The sequence below is a fragment of the Arenimonas terrae genome (assembly GCF_006265115.1).
GTDB classification, from domain to species: domain Bacteria; phylum Pseudomonadota; class Gammaproteobacteria; order Xanthomonadales; family Xanthomonadaceae; genus Arenimonas; species Arenimonas terrae.
Window position 1 is genome coordinate 445918 of the sequence record NZ_SMDR01000001.1, and the last position, 19209, is coordinate 465126.

General features: G+C 68.2%; 17 protein-coding genes. 7 read left to right on the top strand and 10 right to left on the bottom strand.

Features of this window, described 5'->3' with window-relative positions; all coding sequences use genetic code 11:
- Positions 1-44: 44 nt before the first annotated feature.
- Complete coding sequence (locus tag E1B00_RS02070) at positions 45-1004, top strand: RluA family pseudouridine synthase (protein WP_139445122.1); 960 nt, start codon at positions 45-47, stop codon at positions 1002-1004.
- 6 nt (positions 1005-1010) lie between these two features.
- Here the strand turns inward: E1B00_RS02070 and E1B00_RS02075 are convergent, their stop codons facing one another.
- Positions 1011-1346 (bottom strand): 4a-hydroxytetrahydrobiopterin dehydratase, encoded by a 336-nt coding sequence (locus E1B00_RS02075; protein WP_139445124.1) that lies wholly within the window; start codon positions 1344-1346, stop codon positions 1011-1013.
- A 57-nt stretch (positions 1347-1403) separates the two neighbouring features.
- On the opposite strand from E1B00_RS02075, the gene E1B00_RS02080 reads away from it, so the two are divergent.
- Both E1B00_RS02080 and E1B00_RS15505 read left to right on the top strand, forming a co-directional pair.
- Positions 1404-1991, top strand: a complete 588-nt coding sequence (locus E1B00_RS02080; RefSeq protein ID WP_139445126.1) for an NfuA family Fe-S biogenesis protein — start codon at positions 1404-1406, stop codon at positions 1989-1991.
- 88 nt (positions 1992-2079) lie between these two features.
- Complete coding sequence (locus E1B00_RS15505; protein WP_176693084.1) at positions 2080-3543, top strand: hypothetical protein; 1464 nt, start codon at positions 2080-2082, stop codon at positions 3541-3543.
- Between the two features lie 49 nt (positions 3544-3592).
- Here the strand turns inward: E1B00_RS15505 and E1B00_RS02090 are convergent, their stop codons facing one another.
- Entirely contained in the window at positions 3593-3946 is a 354-nt protein-coding gene (locus E1B00_RS02090) for a c-type cytochrome (RefSeq protein WP_139445128.1), read from the bottom strand.
- A gap of 8 nt (positions 3947-3954) precedes the next feature.
- Positions 3955-4281: a c-type cytochrome gene (locus tag E1B00_RS02095; protein ID WP_139445130.1), complete on the bottom strand. Its 327-nt coding sequence runs from the start codon at positions 4279-4281 to the stop codon at positions 3955-3957.
- Positions 4282-4487: 206 nt separating this feature from the next.
- Between E1B00_RS02095 and E1B00_RS02100 the strand changes: the two genes are divergently transcribed.
- The 3 genes from E1B00_RS02100 to E1B00_RS02110 are packed head-to-tail and all read left to right on the top strand — an operon-like array spanning position 4488 to position 12198.
- A complete protein-coding gene (locus E1B00_RS02100; protein ID WP_139445132.1) occupies positions 4488-5666 on the top strand; it encodes an efflux RND transporter periplasmic adaptor subunit in 1179 nt (392 codons plus the stop codon).
- Positions 5666-9103, top strand: coding sequence for an efflux RND transporter permease subunit (locus E1B00_RS02105; RefSeq protein ID WP_139445134.1), 3438 nt, complete (start codon positions 5666-5668; stop codon positions 9101-9103). Before E1B00_RS02100 ends, E1B00_RS02105 begins: the two co-directional genes overlap by 1 nt.
- The gene (locus tag E1B00_RS02110; RefSeq protein WP_139445136.1) at positions 9100-12198 is read left to right on the top strand and encodes an efflux RND transporter permease subunit; all 3099 of its coding nucleotides are present in this window, start codon (positions 9100-9102) and stop codon (positions 12196-12198) included. The genes E1B00_RS02105 and E1B00_RS02110 overlap by 4 nt, the downstream gene beginning before the upstream one ends.
- 51 nt (positions 12199-12249) lie before the next feature.
- Here E1B00_RS02110 and E1B00_RS02115 read toward each other — a convergent pair whose 3' ends face one another.
- The 7 genes from E1B00_RS02115 to E1B00_RS02145 all read right to left on the bottom strand — a co-directional run bounded on the left by E1B00_RS02115 (position 12250) and on the right by E1B00_RS02145 (position 17012).
- A complete protein-coding gene (locus tag E1B00_RS02115) occupies positions 12250-13461 on the bottom strand; it encodes a TraB/GumN family protein (RefSeq protein WP_139445138.1) in 1212 nt (403 codons plus the stop codon).
- The gene (locus E1B00_RS02120; RefSeq protein WP_139445139.1) at positions 13458-14345 is read right to left on the bottom strand and encodes a carbon-nitrogen hydrolase; all 888 of its coding nucleotides are present in this window, start codon (positions 14343-14345) and stop codon (positions 13458-13460) included. Before E1B00_RS02120 ends, E1B00_RS02115 begins: the two co-directional genes overlap by 4 nt.
- Positions 14342-15373 (bottom strand): agmatine deiminase family protein, encoded by a 1032-nt coding sequence (locus tag E1B00_RS02125; RefSeq protein WP_139445141.1) that lies wholly within the window; start codon positions 15371-15373, stop codon positions 14342-14344. The genes E1B00_RS02120 and E1B00_RS02125 overlap by 4 nt, the downstream gene beginning before the upstream one ends.
- Before the next feature lie 3 nt (positions 15374-15376).
- Entirely contained in the window at positions 15377-15709 is a 333-nt protein-coding gene (locus E1B00_RS02130; protein WP_139445143.1) for a hypothetical protein, read from the bottom strand.
- 159 nt (positions 15710-15868) lie between these two features.
- Positions 15869-15994, bottom strand: a complete 126-nt coding sequence (gene ykgO, locus E1B00_RS02135; protein WP_005913193.1) for a type B 50S ribosomal protein L36 — start codon at positions 15992-15994, stop codon at positions 15869-15871.
- A gap of 120 nt (positions 15995-16114) precedes the next feature.
- Positions 16115-16741 (bottom strand): TetR/AcrR family transcriptional regulator, encoded by a 627-nt coding sequence (locus E1B00_RS02140; RefSeq protein WP_139445145.1) that lies wholly within the window; start codon positions 16739-16741, stop codon positions 16115-16117.
- Between the two features lie 13 nt (positions 16742-16754).
- Positions 16755-17012 (bottom strand): acyl-CoA-binding protein, encoded by a 258-nt coding sequence (locus E1B00_RS02145; protein WP_139445148.1) that lies wholly within the window; start codon positions 17010-17012, stop codon positions 16755-16757.
- 150 nt (positions 17013-17162) lie between these two features.
- On the opposite strand from E1B00_RS02145, the gene E1B00_RS02150 reads away from it, so the two are divergent.
- Entirely contained in the window at positions 17163-19151 is a 1989-nt protein-coding gene (locus E1B00_RS02150; RefSeq protein WP_139445150.1) for an SDR family oxidoreductase, read from the top strand.
- The last annotated feature ends 58 nt before the right edge of the window (positions 19152-19209 follow it).

Below are 19209 nucleotides of genomic sequence, written 5' to 3' on the forward strand. Positions count from 1 at the left end.
ATCAGGACGTTATCTCGCGAAGCGATTGTATAGGCGGAACCCCCATGGCGGCAAATGAAGCGTCCACCGGCGTCAGGATGGTCAAGGTCCCGGAAGACCGGGACGGCCAGCGCCTGGACAATTTCCTGCTGCTGCAGCTCAAGGGCGCGCCGCGGAGCCTGGTCTACAAGCTCGTGCGCAGCGGCCAGGTCCGCATCAACGGCAAGCGGGCCAAGGCCGACAGCCGCCTGGCCGGGGGCGACGAGGTCCGGATCCCGCCGGTGAAACTGAACGAGGCCGGGGAGGCCCGCCCGGTCCCGAAGGGGCTGCTCGACCGCCTGGCCGCCAGCATCGTGTTCGAGGACAAGGCCCTGCTGGCCGTGAACAAACCCAGCGGCCTGGCCACCCACGGCGGCAGCGGCATCAGCCACGGCCTGATCGAGTCGCTGCGGGCCCTGCGCCCGGGCGAGCCGCTGGAGCTGGTGCACCGGCTCGACCGCGACACCTCGGGCGTGATCATCGTCGCCAAGAAGCGCTCGGCGCTGCTGGAGCTCCAGGCGCTGATGCGCGCCGGCGAGGACGACGAAGGCCCGGGCAAGCGCTATCTGGCGCTGCTGGTCGGCCGCGTGCCCAACGGCACGCTGACGGTGGATGCGCCGCTGCAGAAGTCGGTGCTGCAGGGCGGCGAGCGCTCCGTGCGCGTGGACCCGGCCGGCAAACCCTCGGTCAGCCACTTCAAGGTGCTCGAGCGCCGCGGTGGCCACAGTTACTGCGAAGTGCGGATCGAGACCGGGCGCACGCACCAGATCCGCGTGCACGCCGCGCACCTGGGCCATCCGGTGGCCGGTGACGACAAGTACGGCGACGAGGAAGCGAACAAGCGCCTGGCCCAGCAGGTCGGGCTGAAGCGGCTGTTCCTGCATGCCGCCTCGATCGAGTTCGCCCTCGACAAGGGCAAGATGCCCTACCTGATCAATGCGCCGCTGAGCGACGACCTCACCGCCGTGCTCGACCGCCTGGTCTGAGCCGGATTACAGCCGCTCCGCCCTGGCGGCGCAGATGAAATCGTTTTCGCTCAGCCCGCCCACGTCGTGGGTGGAATAGCGCACCACCGCGCGGTCGTAGTGCACGCCCAGGTCCGGGTGGTGGTCTTCGGCGTGGGCGACGTAGGCCAGGGCGTTCACAAAGGCCAACGTCCGGTAGTAGTCCGGGAAGCGGAAGGTCTTGCGGATGGCGGCGCCGTCCTCGACCAGGTCCCAGCCGGGCAGGGCTTCGAGGTAACGGGCGACCATCTCTTCCGACAGCCGGTGCTGGGCGCCCTTGAGCGGCTGGCAGCGGCGCGAGGCGAGTTCATTGATCGAGGTCATGACAGCGTTCCGTGGCGGTTGGGGGAAAGTATAGGCCGCGGGTCTACAATGCGCGCCATGATCAACATCTCCGAATCCGCGCAGGGCTATTTCCAGCGCCTGCTCCAGTCCCAGGGCGGCGATGCCGTCGGCATCCGCCTCTCCGCCGTCAACCCGGGCACGCCGCGCGCCGACGCCCGCCTGGAGTTCGCCGAGCACGGCGACCTGCTGGGCGACGAGTGGGCGGTGGAATGCGAGGGCTTCACGCTTTACGTGGACGCGCCCAGCGCGCCCTTCCTCGATTCGGCCGACATCGACTTCGTCGGCAATGCCACCGGCGGCCAGCTCACCATCAAGGCGCCGCGCATCAAGGGCGACCAGCCCAAGGGCGACGCCTCGCTGGTCGAGCGCGTGCAGTGGCTGCTCGATTCCGAGGTCAATCCGCAGCTGGCGTCGCACAAGGGTCGCGTGACGCTGGATTCGATCGACGCCAACGGCGTGGTCTACCTGCGTTTCGGCGGCGGCTGCCACGGCTGCGGCATGGCCGACGTGACGCTGAAGCAGGGCATCGAAAAATCCCTGATGGCGAAACTGCCGGAAGTCACCGCGGTGCGCGACGCCACCGACCACAGCACCGGCGATGCGCCGTATATTGCCCGCGGCTGAACGGAGCCGGCGCCGCTGCGCCGCTTAACCGATTCTTTCCGGGGGAGGCCGTTACTCTCTCGCGGCCCTCCCCACATCCGCGGTGCCCGTGAGCGACGACCACGACTTCGATCCGGCACAGGCGCTCAACGAAGCCGGGTACCGTTGGCGTTGGCGGTCGTTCTCGACGCGCTCGGAGCCGCTGCCCCTGCGCATCCGCGTCGGCGTGCTGATGCTGGTGCTGGGCGGTCACATGCTGGCGTTGTGGGTTTTCGACAACAGCACCTTCAGCGTGACGCCGCCCGAGCGCGACCGCATCACGACCCTGGTCTTCCTGGATCCGCCGCCGGAGCCCGAGCCCATTCCGGAGCCGATTCCGGAGCCGGAGCCCATCCCCGAGCCCGAACCGGTGCCGGCCCCCGTGCCGGAAGAACCCGAGCCCGAACCGACTCCGGAACCCGAACCGGAGGAGCCGGCTCCCGAACCCGAACCCGAACCCGAACCCGAGCCCGAGCCCGAGCCCGAGCCCGAGCCCGAGCCCGAGCCCGAGCCCGAGCCCGAGCCCGAGCCCGCGCCGGAAGCCCCGCCGGCGCCGGAACCCGCGCCGCCCGCTGAACCCGAGCCGGAGCCCGCTCCGGAACCCGAGCCGGTGGTGCTGGACGTGCCCGAACCGCAGCTGGTGACCCTGCCGGTCGAATCGCCGGCGCCCGAGCGCATCGTCGCCACCGCACCGAAGATCGACATCGAGGTCGCGCCGGCGCCGGCGCCGGTCGAGCTGCCTTCGCAGGCACCCCGACGCCTGTCGGTGGCGTCGCCGCCGGAACCGGAGCCGCTGCCCGCGCCAGTGCCGCGCAAGAAGAAGATCAAGCCGGAGGTCGCCCTGGGCGACGTGCCGGAGCCCGAGCCCGAGCCGCTGCCCGAAGCGCCGGTCGGCCAGCCGCCGCCGTCCGCGCCGCTCGCCGCGTCGCCGCCGCCGTCGGCGTCGGCGTCGCGAACCATGCAGGCGGTGGAACTCTCGCCGGTGGCGAGGCCGTCGACCGGCGGCCTGCAGCTTTTCCGCGCCGACGGTTCGCTCGATCTGCCCGAGGACGTCAAGCGCGGCTTGGCCGACCCGACCAGCAACGATCGCCAGTTCGGTTTCCAGATGCCGGGGCTGGCGGAGTCGGGCACCTTCATGCAGCGCCAGCCGGCACTCGTCTACGAAGGCACGCGCTTCGACCGCTACTGGAAGCCGAACAAGGACGTGCTGACCTCGCTGCTGGAAGAGGCGGTGAAGAAGACCACCAAGAGCATCGAGATCCCGATCCCGGGCAGCCCGGGATCGAAGCTGGTGTGTTCGGTGTCCATCCTCGCCGCCGGCGGCGGCTGCGGCATCCGCAACAACAACGACGGCTACGTGGTCGAAACCGACGACCCGAACACGCTCGATCCGGAAGAGGACAAGCAGTGCCAGGCCTGGTGGGACCGCATCGTCGGCGCCAGCAGCCAGGACGTCTGGCGCCACACGCGCGACCTGTACGAAGCGCAATGCCGCAAACCGCTGGCCAAGGCCACCGAGATGCCCATCAAATGAACAAGGCCCCTTGCGGGGCCTTGTTTTCCAGCGCGACAGTGCGGAACGCTCAGCGTTCGTCGACCTTGCTCAGGTCGTGGATGTCGCCGGGCTGGCTGGCGAAGAAGGCCGCCAGGTCGTCGATGTCCTCGTCGCTCAGCCCGGCGGCGAAGCCGGCCATGACGGCATTCTTGCGCTCGCCCGACTTGTAATCGTGCAGGGCCTTGGCCAGGTATTCCGGATACTGGCCGGCCAGCTTCGGGTAGGTGTCGTCGAGGCTTTCGTTGCCGGTGGCGCCGTGGCAGGACGCGCAGGTCTTGGCCTTTTCGGCACCGGCGACGGCATCGCCCTTCGGGCCGGCGGCCAGGGCCGGGGCGGTCAGGACAAACAGGGCGAGGGCGGAGGCAGTACGCAGCATGGTCATCGGGGCCCTCACTTGGCCGGCTTGAGGCTGGACAGGTAGGCGGCGATGTCCGCGATCTCCTGTTCGGAGAAGGACTCGGCCTGGGCCTGCATGGTCGGGTGCTTGCGCTCGCCGTTCTTGTAGCCGGTCAGCGCCGTCACCAGGTACTGCTCGTTCTGGCCGCCGACCTTGGGGACGCGGTAGGTCGGGTAGGCGTTCTTGTAGTCGGCGATGCCGTGGCAGCCCGTGCAGGTGTAGAACAGGGCCTTGCCCTTCTCGGCGTCGCCCTTGGCGGCGGCGGGCAGGGCGGCGACGGCAAGCACGAGGCTGGCGGCGGACAACAGGATTCGCTTCATCAGGGGTTTCCGGCTCGCTAAGGGTCGGGCGGACAGCGTTAAACCGAAATTATAGCCGCAGCATCCGAAGCCCGGACAGGGGGTTGTCATCCGGGCCCGCGACGGCCTGTCACCGATGGGCATCCAGACTTCCGGCATATGCGCATCTTCACGCCCCTCCTGTACTGTTCTATTCAACTACAACACCCCCGCCAAAGCCGAGACCCATGAAGACCTCCAGCCGCTCACCGAAGCTCCGCGCCGCCGCCCTCCTGGCCCTGGCGATCTCCCTGGCCCTGGCGGGTTGTGGCGGCCAGGCCCCCGAAGGCGAGGCCGACAAGACCGCCGAAGCCGCCGCCAAGGAAGAAGGCAAGGACGGCAAGCCGGGCGAGAAGAAGCCCGAGGCCGTGCCGGTCGAAGTCGCGGCCGTCGCCAAGCGGCCGATCTCGGCCAGCTACGCCGGCACCGCGAACCTAGAGGCCCCGGGTGAAGCCCAGGTAGTCGCCAAGACCTCGGGCGTGTTGCTGCAGCTGCTGGCCGAAGAGGGCGACCAGGTGAAGGCCGGCCAGGTGCTGGCGCGCATCGACCCTGATCGCCCGCGCCTGGAAATGGAGCGCGCCCGCGCCACCGTGCGCAAGCTCGAGAACAACTACCGCCGCTCGCAGGAGCTTCTGGCGTCCAAGCTGGTCAGCGCCGAAGCCAGCGACCAGATCCGCTACGACCTGGAAGCCGCGCGCGCCGCCTACGAGCTGGCCCAGCTCGAACTGTCCTACACCAGCATCATCGCGCCGATCGACGGCGTCATCGCCCAGCGTTCGGTGAAGCAGGGCAACCTGATCCAGCTCAACTCCTCGCTGTTCCGCATCGTCGACAACTCGCGCCTGGAGGCCGTGCTCAACGTGCCCGAGCGCGACCTGGCGACCATGAAGCCGGGCCTCACCGTGCGCATGAGCGCCGACGCGATGCCGGGCAAGGTGTTCGAAGGCGTGATCGACCGCGTCAGCCCAGTGGTGGACGGGGGCAGCGGCACCTTCCGCGTCGTCACCGCCTTCTCCGGCGGCCAGGGCCTGCGCCCGGGCATGTTCGGCCGCATCGAGGTGGTCTATGACCAGCGCGCCGATGCGCTGACGGTGCCGCGCGCGGCGCTGCTCGAGGACGCCGGCGAGACCGCGGTGTTCGCGGTGCGCGAGGCCAAGGCCGTGCGCGTGCCGATCGAGGTCGGCCACATGAGCGGTGAGCTGGTGGAAGTGCGCAAGGGCCTGACCGAAGGCGAACAGGTCGTCACTGCCGGGAAGATCACCCTGCGCGACGGCGCCGCCGTCGAAGTGCTCAATCCGCCCGCCGGCGGTGCCGTCGACGCCGACGTCGCCCAGGTGGCCCAGAACGGCAACGGGACCTCCAACTGATGAATCTCGTCGAGTTCTCCGTCCGTCGGCGCGTCACCGTGCTGATGGTGACGCTGACCTTTGTCCTGTTCGGCGTGATCGGTCTGTCGTCGCTGCCAGTCAACCTGCTGCCGGACCTCAGCTATCCCACCCTGACCGTGCGCACGGAATACACCGGCGCAGCGCCTTCGGAAATCGAGACCCTGATCTCGGAGCCGGTCGAAGAAGCGGTGGGCGTCGTCAAAGGCCTGCGCAAGCTCAAGTCGGTGTCGCGCACCGGCCAGAGCGACGTCGTGCTGGAGTTCGCCTGGGGCACGGACATGGACCGGGCCAGCCTGGAAGTCCGCGACAAGCTCGAGTCCCTGCGCCTGCCGCTGGAGGCCAAGCAACCCGTGCTTCTGCGCTTCGACCCGACCACCGAACCGATCGTGCGCCTGACCCTTTCGGCCAGCGACAAGGCCGGTGCGGCCGATGCCAATGCCGAACTGGTGCGCCTGCGCCGCTTCGCCGACGACGAGCTGAAGAAGCTGCTCGAGCCGGTCGAAGGCGTGGCGGCGGTCAAGGTGTCCGGTGGCCTCGAGGACGAAATCCAAGTCCACATCGACCAGCAGAAGCTGGCCCAGCTCAACCTCGGCATCGGCACGGTCATCGACCGGCTCAAGGCCGAAAACGTCAACATCTCCGGCGGCCGCATCGAAGACGGCAGCCAGCGCTATCTGGTGCGCACGATCAACCAGTTCTCCGATGTCGACCAGATGCGCGACCTGCTGATCACGGCACGCACTGCCGGCGGTGGCAACAGCGCGGCGCAGGAGGCGGCGGCCGCGGCCGCGCGCGTGGCCGCCCTGACCGGTTCGGCCGAGGCGCTTGCGGCGTCGGCGAGCGCACAGAGCGCGGCGTCGGGCTCCGGCAGCGGACCGGGTGGCGGCCAGGCGATCCGCCTGCGCGACATCGCAAGCGTCGTCCAGGGTTTCAAGGAACGCGAGGCCATCATCCGCCTCGACGGCCGCGAGGCGGTCGAGCTGGCCATCTACAAGGAAGGCGACGCCAACACTGTCACCGTGGCCGACGCCGTCAAGGAGACGATCGAGCGGATCCGCAGCCAGATCCCGGCCGACGCGGAACTGCGCACGGTGGACGACCAGTCGGTGTTCATCCAAAGCGCGATCAGCGGCGTGCAGTTCGATGCCGTTTTCGGCGGCATGCTGGCCATCCTGATCATCTTCTTCTTCCTGCGCGACGGCTGGAGCACGTTCGTCATTTCGCTGTCGCTGCCGATTTCGCTGATCGCGACGTTCTTCTTCATGGACCAGTTCTCGCTGAGCCTGAACGTGATGTCGCTCGGCGGCCTGGCGCTGGCCACCGGCCTGGTGGTCGACGACTCGATCGTGGTTCTCGAGAGCATCGCCAAGGCGCGTGAACGCGGCCTCGGCGTTCTGGAAGCCGCGCTCACGGGCACCAAGGAAGTGAGCATGGCGGTGGTGGCGTCCACGCTGACCATCGTCGCCGTGTTCCTGCCGCTGGTGTTTGTCGAGGGTGTGGCCGGCCAGCTTTTCAAGGACCAGGCGCTGACCATCTCGATCGCGATCATGATGTCGCTGGTGGTCGCCATGACCCTGATTCCGATGCTGTCCTCGCTGAAGGCGAAGGCGCCGATGGCGTTCCCGGCCGAGCCGCCGCATCCGGACTGGCGTCCGGAGTCGCGTGTGCTCAAGCCGCTGGCGGCGGTGCGGCGCGGCACGGAGAAGGCGACCGGCGGCGTGCTGGTGGGCCTGTCCTACGCCATGGTGTCGATCTTCCGCTTCCTGCGCCGCTATGTCGGCGGCGCGATGGTGTGGATCGCCGTTCGCGTGATGAAACCTTACGATTGGGCGGCGACGGTCTACCACCGCACCCTGCCCAAGGCGCTGGACCGCCCGGGTATGGTGCTGGGTGCGGCGGCGCTGGCCTTCGCCGCATCGCTGGCCCTGGTGCCGACGCTGGGCCTGGACCTGATTCCCCAGCTGGCGCAGGACCGCTTCGAGATGACGGTGAAGCTCCCGCCCGGCACGCAGCTGCGCGACACCGATTCGGTGGTCCGGGCCGTGCAGGAACAGCATGCCGGGGCCCCTGGAGTGAACGCCCTGTATGCGGTCAGCGGCAGCGGTACCCGCCTTGACGCCAATCCGACCGAGTCGGGCGAGAACATCGGCAAGATCACCGTGGTGATGGTGCCCGAAGGCGCCGCCGCGACCGAGGCGGCCCAGACGGCCAGCCTGCGCCAGACGATGGAGCAGCGTTTCCCCGGCGCCGAGATCAAGTTCGGACGACCGGAGATCTTCAGCTTCTCCACGCCGCTGGAAATCGAACTGCAGGGCGCCGACCTGGGCGACCTGGAGGCCGCCGGCGCCAAGCTGGTGTCGTTGATGGAGACCTCGGGCCGGTTCGTCGACATCAAGTCCACGGTCGAGGAAGGCTTCCCGGAGATCCAGATCCGCTTCGACCAGGAGCGCGCCGCGGCCCTGGGCCTGACCACGCGCCAGATCGCCGACCAGGTCGTGCGCAAGGTGCGCGGCGAGGTGGCGACCCGCTACAGTTTCCGCGATCGCAAGATCGACGTGCTGGTGCGCTCGCAGGAGTCCGACCGGGCCTCGATCGAGGACATCAAGCGCCTGATCGTCAATCCCGAGAGCGCCGCGCCCGTGACCTTGGCGGCGGTGGCCGACGTGGTCGCGACCACCGGCCCCAGCGAGATCCACCACGCCAACCAGACCCGCGTCGCCGTGGTGTCCGCCGACCTGGCGCAGGGCGACCTGGGCAGCGCGGTGGCCGAGATCCAGGCGCTTGTGGCGGAGAATCCGCTCGGCCCGGGCGTCAGCATGCACGTCGGCGGCCAGGGCGAGGAGCTGCGCGCGTCGGTGATGTCCCTGCTGTTCGCGTTCGGACTGGCCATCTTCCTGGTGTACCTGGTGATGGCCTCGCAGTTCGAGTCGCTGCTGCACCCGTTCGTCATCTTGTTCACGATTCCGCTGGCGGTGGTCGGTGCCGTGCTGGCCCTGGTGCTGTCGGGCTCGAGCCTGTCGGTCGTCGTGTTCATCGGCCTGATCCTGCTGGTGGGTATCGTGGTCAAGAACGCGATCATCCTGATCGACAAGGTGAATCAACTGCGTGAGCAGGGCGTCGGCAAGCGCGAGGCGATCATCCGCGGCGCCGAATCGCGCCTGCGGCCCATCGTCATGACCACGCTGACGGCGCTGCTGGGCTTCCTGCCGCTGGCACTCGCCACCGGCGCCGGCGCCGAGGTCCGTTCGCCGATGGCGATCACGGTTATCGGCGGCCTGGCGGTCTCGACGCTGCTGACGCTGCTGGTGATCCCGGTCGTCTACAACCTGATGGACCGCCGCAGCGACGAAAGCTACGTGGCGCGTACCCGGCCGCTGGACCTCGGGCAGGGCGAGGCGGAGGGTTCGCACGCATGAGCATCGTCGAACTCAGCCTGCGCCGGCCGGTGTCGGTGATCATGTTCTTCGTGTCCATGATCGTCATCGGCCTGATCGCTTCGTTCCGGCTGCCCCTCGAGCAGTTTCCGGCCTTGAACTTCCCCGGCATCTACGTCGACCTGCCGTACCCGGGGTCGACGCCGCAGGAGGTCGAACGCAGCATCGTCCGGCCGGTGGAAGAGGCCCTGTCCACCCTGGAAGGCATCAAGCGCCTCGAGGCCAACGCCCGCGCCGACGGCGGCGGCGTGTTCATCGAGTTCTCCGACTGGGGCCGCGATGTCGAAGTGCTGGCGTCCGAGGCGCGGGAGCGTATCGATGCAGTCCGCAGCGACCTGCCGGATGATTTCCAGCGCTACCAGGTCCTGAAGTTCTCGACGGCCGACGAGCCGATGCTGCGGGTCCGCCTCGGCGGCAACCGCGACCTGACCGGCGCCTACGACCTGATCGAATCGAAGCTGGCGCGCCGGCTCGAACGCGTCCCCGGCGTCGCCCGGGTTGACATCTCCGGCGCACCGCCCAGCGAAATCGAAATCGCGATCGATCCGGACCGGCTATCGGCGCATGGCCTGAGCCTCAACGAACTGGCGAGCCGCCTGCAGGCGGTCAACTTCTCGGTGTCGGCCGGCATGGTCGACGATGGCGACCGTCGCCTGCGCGTGCAGCCGATCGGCGAGCTGCGGGACCTGCGCGAACTGCGCGAACTCGTGGTCGGCGCCAACGGCCTGCGGCTCGAGCAGATCGCCGACGTGCGGCTGAAGGCGGCACGTGTGGACTTCGGCCGAAGGCTCGAAGGCCAGCCCGCCGTCGGCCTGGATATTTTCCGCGAGCGCAACGCCAACCTGGTCGAGGCCGCCAAGTCGACCATGGAGGAGATCTACCGGATCGTCGAAGAGCCCGATTTCGATGGCATCGAGATCATCCTGATCAGCGACCAGGGAAAGAACGTCACCAACTCGCTCTGGGAACTGACCGAGGCCGGCATCATCGGCCTGGTGCTGTCGGTGGCGGTGCTGTTCTTCTTCCTGCGGCATTGGCCGTCGACGCTGATGGTCAGCCTGGCGATTCCGATCTGCTTCGTGATGACCCTTGGCTTCATGCACTTCCTGGGCGTCACCCTGAACGTGCTGACCATGATGGGGCTGCTGCTGGCGGTCGGCATGCTGGTGGACAATGCGGTGGTGGTAGTGGAAAGCATCTACCAGGAGCGCGAACGCAACCCCGGCAACCCGGCGGCGGCCTCCATCTTCGGCACCAAGAACGTCGCCATCGCCCTGTCGGCCGGCACGCTCTGCCATTGCATCGTGTTCGTGCCCAATATCTTCGGCGAGACCAACCAGATCTCGATCTTCATGCTGCAGATCGCGGTCACCATCACGGTGTCGCTGCTGGCTTCCTGGCTGGTGGCGATCAGCCTGATTCCGATGCTTTCAGCCCGGATGAAGACGCCGCCTGCCGCCACGGCCCGCAGTGGCGTCATTGCCCGGATGCAGGATCGTTACGCGACCTTCCTGGCCTGGACCCTGCGCCATCGCGGCGCCAGCGTGCTGGGCATCATCCTGATCTCGGCGGTCAGCCTGCTGCCCATCGGCTGGACCCAGAAGGACATGTTCTATCAGGAACCGACCCGCGAGTTGGAGATGTACTACCAGTGGAACGGCGCCTATTCGCTCGAGCAGGTCTCGGACGAGGTGCTGAGGGTCGAGCAGTGGCTGGATGCGAACCGCGAACGGCTGCAGATCCAGCAGATCTATTCCTGGTTCAGCGAACAGGGCTGGGCAGGCACCCGGATCACCCTGATCAGTGAGGGAAGCAAGCTGAAGGATCCTTCCGAAGTGCAGGAAGAGATCCGCAAGGGCATGCCGCGTTCCGCACGCGCCACCGTCGGCTTCCGCGGAGGCGGTCAACAGCAGGGTGGTGGCGAGGACCAGATCCAGGTGTCGCTTGTCGGCGATTCTTCGGAACAGCTCAAGGTGCTGGCCGAAAGCCTGATTCCACAGCTGGCAAGGCAGAAGGCGCTGCGCGACGTGCGCGTGGACACCGGCGACGTCAACTCAGAACTGGCGATCAGCGTCGACCGCGAGCGCGCGCTCGGCTTCGGCTTCAGCGCCGACGAGGTCGCCCGTTACGTCGGCATCGCCCTGCGCGGCACGCCGCTGCGTGAGTTCCGCCGCGGCGAGACCGAAGTGCCGGTGTGGGTCCGCTTCGACGGTTCCGAGGATTTCGGCATCGAGGACCTGTCGGCGCTGAGCCTGCGCACCCCCTCGGGCGAGAACATCCCGCTGCTGTCCGTGGTCCGTGTCAACGTCCAGTCGGCGGCAACGCAGGTGTACCGCCAGAACCGGCAGACGATGCTCAACATCCAGGCCAATCTGGCCGATGGCACGACGCTGCCGGATGCCCGCAAGGCGATGGAGGAGGTCCTTGCCGCCGCCACGCTGCCGCCGGGCTATCGCTACGCCTTCGACGGCGCCTTCCGCCAGAACGACGAGGCCGGGGCGCAGATGATGATCAACCTGGTGCTGGCGCTGGTGATGATCTACGTGGTGATGGCGGCGGTGTTCGAATCGCTGCTGTTCCCGGCGGCGATCATGAGCAGCATCGTGTTCTCGATCTTCGGCGTGTTCTGGCTGTTCTGGATGACCGGGACGGTGTTCACGATCATGGCCTTCATCGGCATCCTGGTGCTGATGGGCGTGGTGGTGAACAACGGTATCGTGATGGTCGAGCACATCAACATCCTGCGCCGGTCGGGAATGGACCGGACGGCGGCCCTGGTGCAGGGCAGCCGCGACCGCCTGCGTCCGATCCTGATGACGATGGGCACGGCGATCCTGGGCATGGTGCCGATCGCGCTCAGCAGCACCCAGATGGCCGGCGACGGCCCGCCGTACTACCCGATGGCGCGCGCCATCGCCGGTGGCCTGGCGTTCTCGACCCTGGTCAGCCTGCTTTTCCTGCCGACGATCTACGCGATCCTGGACGACATGAGCGCTTTCGTCTCGTCGAAGTTCGGCCGGGCCCGCGAGCTTGCGCCGCTGGCGCCCTCTGCCGACGCAGCGGCGCAGGCCGAATGAGTCCCGGCCGGGCCCCGGTCTTGCGCCGGGGCCGGCCCTCACCGGACACGATCAGAGCTGGCTGATGAGCTTGGCGCCGGCGATCCAGACGCCGGCCGCGGTGCCCAGGCTGGTCAGGAAGAAGTTCACCAGCACCCTTGCCACCCGGTTCCGCCACCAGCCCTTCCAGTGGCCGGTGTCGTCGCGCAGGCGCAGGAAGTCGGCATAGGTCGGCTTGCGGATCCAGGCCTCCACGGCCGCGCTGACGGTGCCCGAGGCCAGGGCAGGGTGCAGCGGCGTCAGCGGCGACGACACGAAGGCTGCCAGGATGCTCAGCGGATGGCCGCCCGCGACCAGGCAGCCGATCGCGCCGCCGACCGCGGTGATCAGCGCCCAGTGCATCAGCATCTGGCCGCCGACTTCGAAGCCGCCCTGCCACACGCCCCAGGCGAAACCGCCGAGCAGGAAGGCCACCAGGAACAGCGTGAACCAGGGGACCTGGCTGCTCGCCGGCAGGCTGTCGAGCTCGGCCAGCTGCGGTGCCGGCGGCGAGGTGTCTTCGCGCAGGTGTTCGGCCAGGCCCTTGAGGTGTCCGGCGCCGACCACGGCCAGCACTTCGCGGCCGCCTTCGGCGCCGACCTGGCGCAGTCGCGCGGCCATGTAGCGGTCGCGCTCGGCGATCACCGCCTGGTACAGCGGCGGGCTGCCCGCGGCGAATTCGCCGAAGCTCGATTCCAGGAAATCGCCCTGCTTGAGCTTCTCGATCTCGTCGCTCTCGACCTTCTCGTCGGCGAACAGGCTGGCGGCCAGGCCCGCGATCAGCTGGGTGCGGCCCCAAAAGCCCAGGCCGCGGAAGGCGCGCTTGAGCGTGATGCCGACGTCGCGGTCGATCAGCGACAGACGCAGGCCACCTTCGTTCGCGCCCACGGCGGCGGCCCGGAGCTCGGCGCCGGGTTCGACGCCCAGCTGTTCGGCGAGGCGGCGCTGGTAGGCGGCCAGCGCGAGGTTGGCGGCGACCAGGCCGGTCTTGCCTTCGCGCAGGATCTGGAACAAGTCGAGCTTCGACAGCGCGTCCGGGTCGGTCATGGCCCGGTGGCGCTGGGCGTCGAGTTCGACCGCAATGGTGTCGTAGCGGCCCGTGGCCACCGCGGCCTCGACGGCTTCGACGCTGGCGCGCGAGACATGTGCGGTGCCGAGCAGGGTGTAGCGCACGCCGTCGCGTTCGACGATCAGGTGCGGCTGGTCGTGCAGGCCGTCGTAGCCGGCCTCGTGGGAGGTGTTCAATCGCGGTACCGCCGCAGCAGGTCCTGGTAGGCGTCGATGCGGCGATCGCGCAGGAAGGGCCAGATGCGGCGCACCTGTTCGCTGCGGGCCAGGTCGACGTCCACGACGAGGACTTCGGGTTGATCGGTGTTGGCTTCGGCCAGGAACTCGCCCTGAGGGCCGAGCACGTGGCTGCTGCCCCAGAAGCGGATGCCCGACGCGCCCAGCGGTGAGGGCTCGTGGCCGACGCGGTTGCAGCTGAGCACCGGCAGGCCGTTGGCGACCGCGTGGCCGCGGTGGCTCAGGATCCAGGCGCCGCGCTGGCGGTCCTTTTCGTCCTGGGCGTCGTCCGGGTCCCAGCCGATCGCGGTCGGGTAGAGCAGCAGTTCGGCGCCGGCCAGCGCCATCAGGCGTGCGCCCTCGGGATACCACTGGTCCCAGCAGATCAGCACGCCGAGGCGGCCGACGCTGGTGTTGATCGGCTCGAAGCCCAGGTCGCCCGGCGTGAAGTAGAACTTTTCGTAGAAACCGGGGTCGTCCGGGATGTGCATCTTGCGATACCGGCCGGCGATGGTGCCGTCGGTTTCGAAGACCACCGCGGTGTTGTGGTACAGCCCGGCCGCGCGGCGCTCGAACAGCGACGACACCAGCACCACGCCGTGTTTTTTCGCCAGCGCGCCCAGGCGCTGGGTGCTGGGGCCGGGGATGGCCTCGGCCCGGTCGAACTCGGCGGTGCTTTCGTGCTGGCAGAAGTAGGCGCCGTTGTGCAGTTCCTGCAGCAGCACGAGTTTCGCGCCGCGGGCGGCGGCCTCGGCGACGCGGGCCTCGATGTTGGCGAGGTTGGCTTCGACGCTGCCGTGGTCGCGGTCCTGGACCAGGGCGACGGTGAGGGTGCGCTTGTTCATGCCAGCAGGCCTTCGGGTAGTTGCATGGTGACGCAGTGCAGGCTGCCGTTCTGCCAGATCAGCGGGCGGCAGTCGATCTGGACGATCTCGCGGCCCGGGAAGGCCTGCGCGAGCACGGCGGCGGCCGCACCATCGGCGACGTCACCGTAGGCCGGCATCAGCACGGCGCCGTTGACGATCAGGAAGTTGGCGTAGGACGCCGCCAGGCGCCTGCCTTCGTCCAGGATCGGGCGGGCCCAGGGCAGCGGGAACAGCCGGTAGGGCTGGCCGTTGGCCTGGCGCAGCGCGGCGATTTCGGCGGCCATGGCCTGCAGTTCGGCGTAGTGGCCGTCGGCCGGGTCGTCGCAGGCCTGGAAGACGATGGCATCGGGCGCGGCGAAACGGGCCAGCGTGTCGATGTGGGCGTCGGTGTCGTCGCCCTCGAGGTAGCCGTGGTCGAGCCAGAGCGTGCGCGACTGCACCAGCGATTTTTCCAGCGTCGCGGTGATCTCTTCGCGCGACTTGTCCGGGTGCCGTTCGTGCAGGCAGGTCCAGGTGCTGAGCAGGGTGCCGGCGCCGTCGGTTTCGATGCCGCCGCCCTCGAGCGCGAAGTCGATGCGCTGGTGCGCGCAGGGCTTCAGCAGGCCGGAAGCGTGCAGCTTGCCGACGATCTGGTCGTCCAGCCCGGCTTCGAACTTGCCGCCCCAGGCGGTGAAGTGGAAGTCGAGCAGGCGGAAACCGCCGCCCTCGCGCAGGGTGATCGGGCCGGAATCGCGCAGCCAGGTATCGTCGTAGTCGACCTCGAAAAAACGCACCCGGCCCAGGTCCACGCCGACGGCTTTCAGCAGGCCGGCGGCTCGCTCGCGCAGGCCGGCGTCGGCGACGCAGACCAGCGCGGGCTGGAACCGGGTGATCGCCGCCACCAGGGCGACATAGGTCCGCTCGACACCGGCGAGGCGCTCGGCCCAGTCGGTGCCTTCATGCGGCCAAGCGAGCAGGACGGCGGATTGGGGCTCCCATTCCGCCGGGAAGCGCTGGTTGTTCGGCATCGCTTACTGGACGGGCTTGGGGCCGATCTCTTCCGGGCTGGCCTTGTTGGCCACGGCGTCGATGACGTGGCTGTGCTCGAAATAGACCGAGAAGTTCGGGTACACCCAGCGGGTGATCGGCGGGTTGTGCTTGGTGTCGTTCGGACCGGCGACCGGCGCGTGTTTGTGCTGCGGGGCGCCGAACGTGGCTTCGACCTGGCGCATGGACTGGCCGCGGGCCGGCAGGGCCTGGCCCTGTTCGGACTGGACGCGCTCGACCAGCAGGGTGTCGGCCTGGGCGGGCGCCTGCAGCAGCAGGCCGGCGGTCAGGGCGAGGGAAAGGGTCAGGGCCTTCATGGTCCACCTCCACAGGTCGTCGGGATGACGGGTAGGCCGGGGATCATCGCAAAACGCGCCGGGATGCGCCATGCCGTCCCGATTCCGGCAAGTCCGGGCCCGGAAACGGAAAACGCCGGCCAAGGCCGGCGTTTTCACCACCACGCGGACGGCCTGCGCTCAGCGCTGGCGGGCCTTGAAACGCGGGTTGGACTTGCAGATCACGAAGACCTTGCCACGACGGCGCACGACCTTGCAGTCGCGATGGCGGGTCTTCGCCGACTTCAGGGACGAGAGCACTTTCATGGCAGTTCCTTAAAGGGGTTGGGGCGATAAAGAGGCGGGAGTATAGACGAGTCCAAAACGGCTTGCAATACAAGCGTTTGGGTTCCGGCCGGGACGCGGGGCCCAGGGGCGGGGGCCGCCTCAGCGCAGGTAGGCCTGGGTCAGGGTGTTCAGGTGCACCCGTTCGGCGTCGCGCAGCAGGGGTGAGAGCAGCATCATCACCTGGACGATGCCCAGCCGGATCGCCTCGTTTTCGTCCTTGTCGCCGCGCACGCTGGCGTAATTCATCCAGAACGTGGCCACGACCAGGATGTTGGTGGCGGTGGCGTCGACCTCGGCGGCCGAGGCCCGCATCACCCCGGCCTGGACCAGGCCGCGCATGCCGCTGGAGGCGCCGTCGGCGGCCCGCTTCAGGATCCGGGCGAAACGCAGGCGCAGGCGCCGGTTGCGGCTGAGGATGTCCACCAGGTCCCGGTACAGGAACCGGTATTCCCAGATGCATTCGAACACCAGGTGCAGCTGTAGCCAGATGTCCTCCAGGTCCCGCAGCCGGCCCTCGGGCGACACCAGGGCCGTGTCCATGCGCTCTTCATAGCGCTGGAACAGCTGCTCGATGATGTCGTCCTTGTTGCGGAAGTGGTAGTACAGGTTGCCCGGGCTGATCTCCAGCTCGTCCGCGATGTGGTTGGTCGTGACATTGGGCTCGCCCTGTTCGTTGAACATGGCGAGCGAGGCATCGAGGATGCGCTGGCGGGTCTGCCTGGCCATCGGGGAGGCGGCGTCAGCCGCGCAGTTTCTTCACGAGGTCCACGTACTTCTTCATGGCGTCCTCGGGCTTGGTGCCGGCCAGCTTCTCCCAGGCCTCGTACTTGGCGGTGCCGACGAAGTCGAAGAAGCCCGGCTTGGGGCCGCTGACGTCGCCCTCGGAGCCCTGCTTGTACAGGGCATAGAGGCGCAGCATGGTGTCGTTGTCGGGCCGGTCGGCCAGGTTCATCACGTCCTGGGCGGCTTTCTGGAACTGGTCTTTCAGGTCGGCCATCTTCTTGGATCCCCGGGTTGAAGCGAGGGTGATATCACGCCCCCCGGGGACGGTCAACGCGGGGTTTGTCAGGGCGATTGCGGTCTGGCAAGTTAGCCGCAAGCGGGCGGCCATCGCGGCCGTTCAAGGGTACAGGGCAGGGGAGAGGTCATGAGCTATTTCGTCACCGGCGCCACCGGCTTCATCGGGCGTTATCTGGTCAGCAACCTGCTCAAGCGCAAGGGCGCGGTGCACGTGCTGGTCCGCAAGGGCTCCGAGAAGAAGCTCGACGCCATCGCCGCCCGGATGGGCTGGGACCGCAAGCGCATCGTCCCGGTCGCCGGCGACCTGTCCAAGCCCAAGCTCGGCCTGAGTCCGGCGCAGATCAAGGCGCTGTCGGGCAAGGTCCAGCACTTCTTCCACCTGGCGGCCATCTACGACATGTCGGCCGACGCCGCCTCGCAGCAGGTCGCCAACATCGACGGGACCCGGCACGCGATCGAGCTGGCGGCGGCCCTCAAGGCCGGCTGCTTCCACCACACCAGCTCCATCGCCGCCGCCGGGCTCTACCCGGGCGTGTTCCGCGAGGACATGTTCGAGGAAGCCGAGGGCCTGAAGGACCCCTACCTGCGCACCAAGCACGAGTCCGAGGGCATCGTGCGCAAGGAGTGCAAGGTCCCGTTCCGCATCTACCGCCCGTCCATGGTCATCGGCCATTCCAAGACCGGCGAGATGGACAAGATCGACGGACCTTATTACCTCTTCACGCTGATCAAGAAGATGCGCGAGACCCTGCCGCAGTGGGTGCCCACCCTGGGCATCGAGGGCGGCCGGCTGAACGTGGTGCCGGTGGACTTCGTGGCCGACGCGATGGACCACATCGCCCACAAGAAGGGCCTGGACGGGCAGTGTTTCCACCTGGTGGACCCGGAGCCGATGCGCTTCGGCGAGCTGATGAACACCTTCTGCCGCGCCGCCCACGCGCCCGAGATGACCATGCGCCTGGACGCCCGCATGCTGGCCGTGGTGCCGGGCGCGGTGCGCAGCGCGGTCAGCAACCTGCCGCCGGTCAAGCGTTTCACCAACATGGTGCTGCGCGACCTGAAGATCCCGCCGGCGACGCTGGCCTTCATCACCTATCCGACCCGCTTCGACACCCGCGGGGTCGAGCGTGCGCTCAAGGGCAGCAAGATCGCCGTGCCGGAGCTGGAAAGCTACGCCTGGCGCATCTGGGACTACTGGGAGCGCCAGCTCGACCCGGACCTGTTCGTCGACCGTTCGCTGCGCGGCAAGGTCGAGAACAAGGTGGTCGTCATCACCGGCGGCTCCTCGGGCATCGGCAAGGCCTCGGCGATCAAGGTCGCCGAAGCCGGGGCCAAGGTCATCATCGTCGCCCGTGGCGAGAAGGAGCTGCACGAGACCCGCGACGAAATCCTCGCCGCCGGCGGCAAGTGCTGGGCCTATACCTGCGACCTGACCGACATGGCCAGCTGCGACGGCCTGGTCAAGACCGTGCTGGCCGAACACAAGGCGGTGGACATCCTGGTCAACAACGCCGGCCGCTCGATCCGCCGCTCGGTGGAGGCCAGCTACGACCGCTTCCACGACTACGAGCGCACCATGCAGCTGAACTACTTCGGCTGCCTGCGACTGATCATGGGCTTCCTGCCGGCCATGACCCAGCGCCGCCGCGGCCACATCATCAACATCAGCTCGATCGGCGTGCTGGCGAGTTCGCCGCGATTCTCCGCCTATGTGGCGTCCAAGGCCGCGCTGGATGCCTTCAGCCGCTGCGCCCAGGCCGAGTTCAGCGGCAAGAACATCGCTTTCACCACGATCAACATGCCGCTGGTGAAAACGCCGATGATCGCGCCGACCAAGATGTACGACTCGGTGCCGACGCTGACGCCGGAAGAGGCCGCCGACCTCGTGGTCAAGGCGATCATCGAGCGGCCCAGCCGCGTCGCCACCCGCATGGGCATCTTCGCCGCCACGCTCAACGCGCTGGTGCCCAAGGCCTATGAGGTGATCATGAACACCGCCTTCGAGATGTTCCCGGACTCGGCCGCCGCCAAGGGCGACCGCAAGGCGCTCAAGGACGAGACCCCGACCAACGAGCAGGTCGCCTTCGCGGCGCTGATGCGCGGCGTGCACTGGTAAGCCGGCGGGGCGAAACGAGAAGGGCCGGCGATTCGCCGGCCCTTCCTTTTTTGCGCGG

Bases quoted from the DNA above. Each gene is read 5' to 3' on its own strand.
- E1B00_RS02070 (WP_139445122.1), top strand. From the start codon at position 45: ATGGCGGCAAATGAAGCGTCCACCGGCGTCAGGATGGTCAAGGTCCCG.
- E1B00_RS02075 (WP_139445124.1), bottom strand. From the start codon at position 1,346: ATGACCTCGATCAATGAACTCGCCTCGCGCCGCTGCCAGCCGCTCAAG.
- E1B00_RS02080 (WP_139445126.1), top strand. From the start codon at position 1,404: ATGATCAACATCTCCGAATCCGCGCAGGGCTATTTCCAGCGCCTGCTC.
- E1B00_RS02090 (WP_139445128.1), bottom strand. From the start codon at position 3,946: ATGACCATGCTGCGTACTGCCTCCGCCCTCGCCCTGTTTGTCCTGACC.
- E1B00_RS02095 (WP_139445130.1), bottom strand. From the start codon at position 4,281: ATGAAGCGAATCCTGTTGTCCGCCGCCAGCCTCGTGCTTGCCGTCGCC.
- E1B00_RS02100 (WP_139445132.1), top strand. From the start codon at position 4,488: ATGAAGACCTCCAGCCGCTCACCGAAGCTCCGCGCCGCCGCCCTCCTG.
- E1B00_RS02105 (WP_139445134.1), top strand. From the start codon at position 5,666: ATGAATCTCGTCGAGTTCTCCGTCCGTCGGCGCGTCACCGTGCTGATG.
- E1B00_RS02110 (WP_139445136.1), top strand. From the start codon at position 9,100: ATGAGCATCGTCGAACTCAGCCTGCGCCGGCCGGTGTCGGTGATCATG.
- E1B00_RS02120 (WP_139445139.1), bottom strand. From the start codon at position 14,345: ATGAACAAGCGCACCCTCACCGTCGCCCTGGTCCAGGACCGCGACCAC.
- E1B00_RS02125 (WP_139445141.1), bottom strand. From the start codon at position 15,373: ATGCCGAACAACCAGCGCTTCCCGGCGGAATGGGAGCCCCAATCCGCC.
- E1B00_RS02130 (WP_139445143.1), bottom strand. From the start codon at position 15,709: ATGAAGGCCCTGACCCTTTCCCTCGCCCTGACCGCCGGCCTGCTGCTG.
- ykgO (WP_005913193.1), bottom strand. From the start codon at position 15,994: ATGAAAGTGCTCTCGTCCCTGAAGTCGGCGAAGACCCGCCATCGCGAC.
- E1B00_RS02140 (WP_139445145.1), bottom strand. From the start codon at position 16,741: ATGGCCAGGCAGACCCGCCAGCGCATCCTCGATGCCTCGCTCGCCATG.
- E1B00_RS02145 (WP_139445148.1), bottom strand. From the start codon at position 17,012: ATGGCCGACCTGAAAGACCAGTTCCAGAAAGCCGCCCAGGACGTGATG.
- E1B00_RS02150 (WP_139445150.1), top strand. From the start codon at position 17,163: ATGAGCTATTTCGTCACCGGCGCCACCGGCTTCATCGGGCGTTATCTG.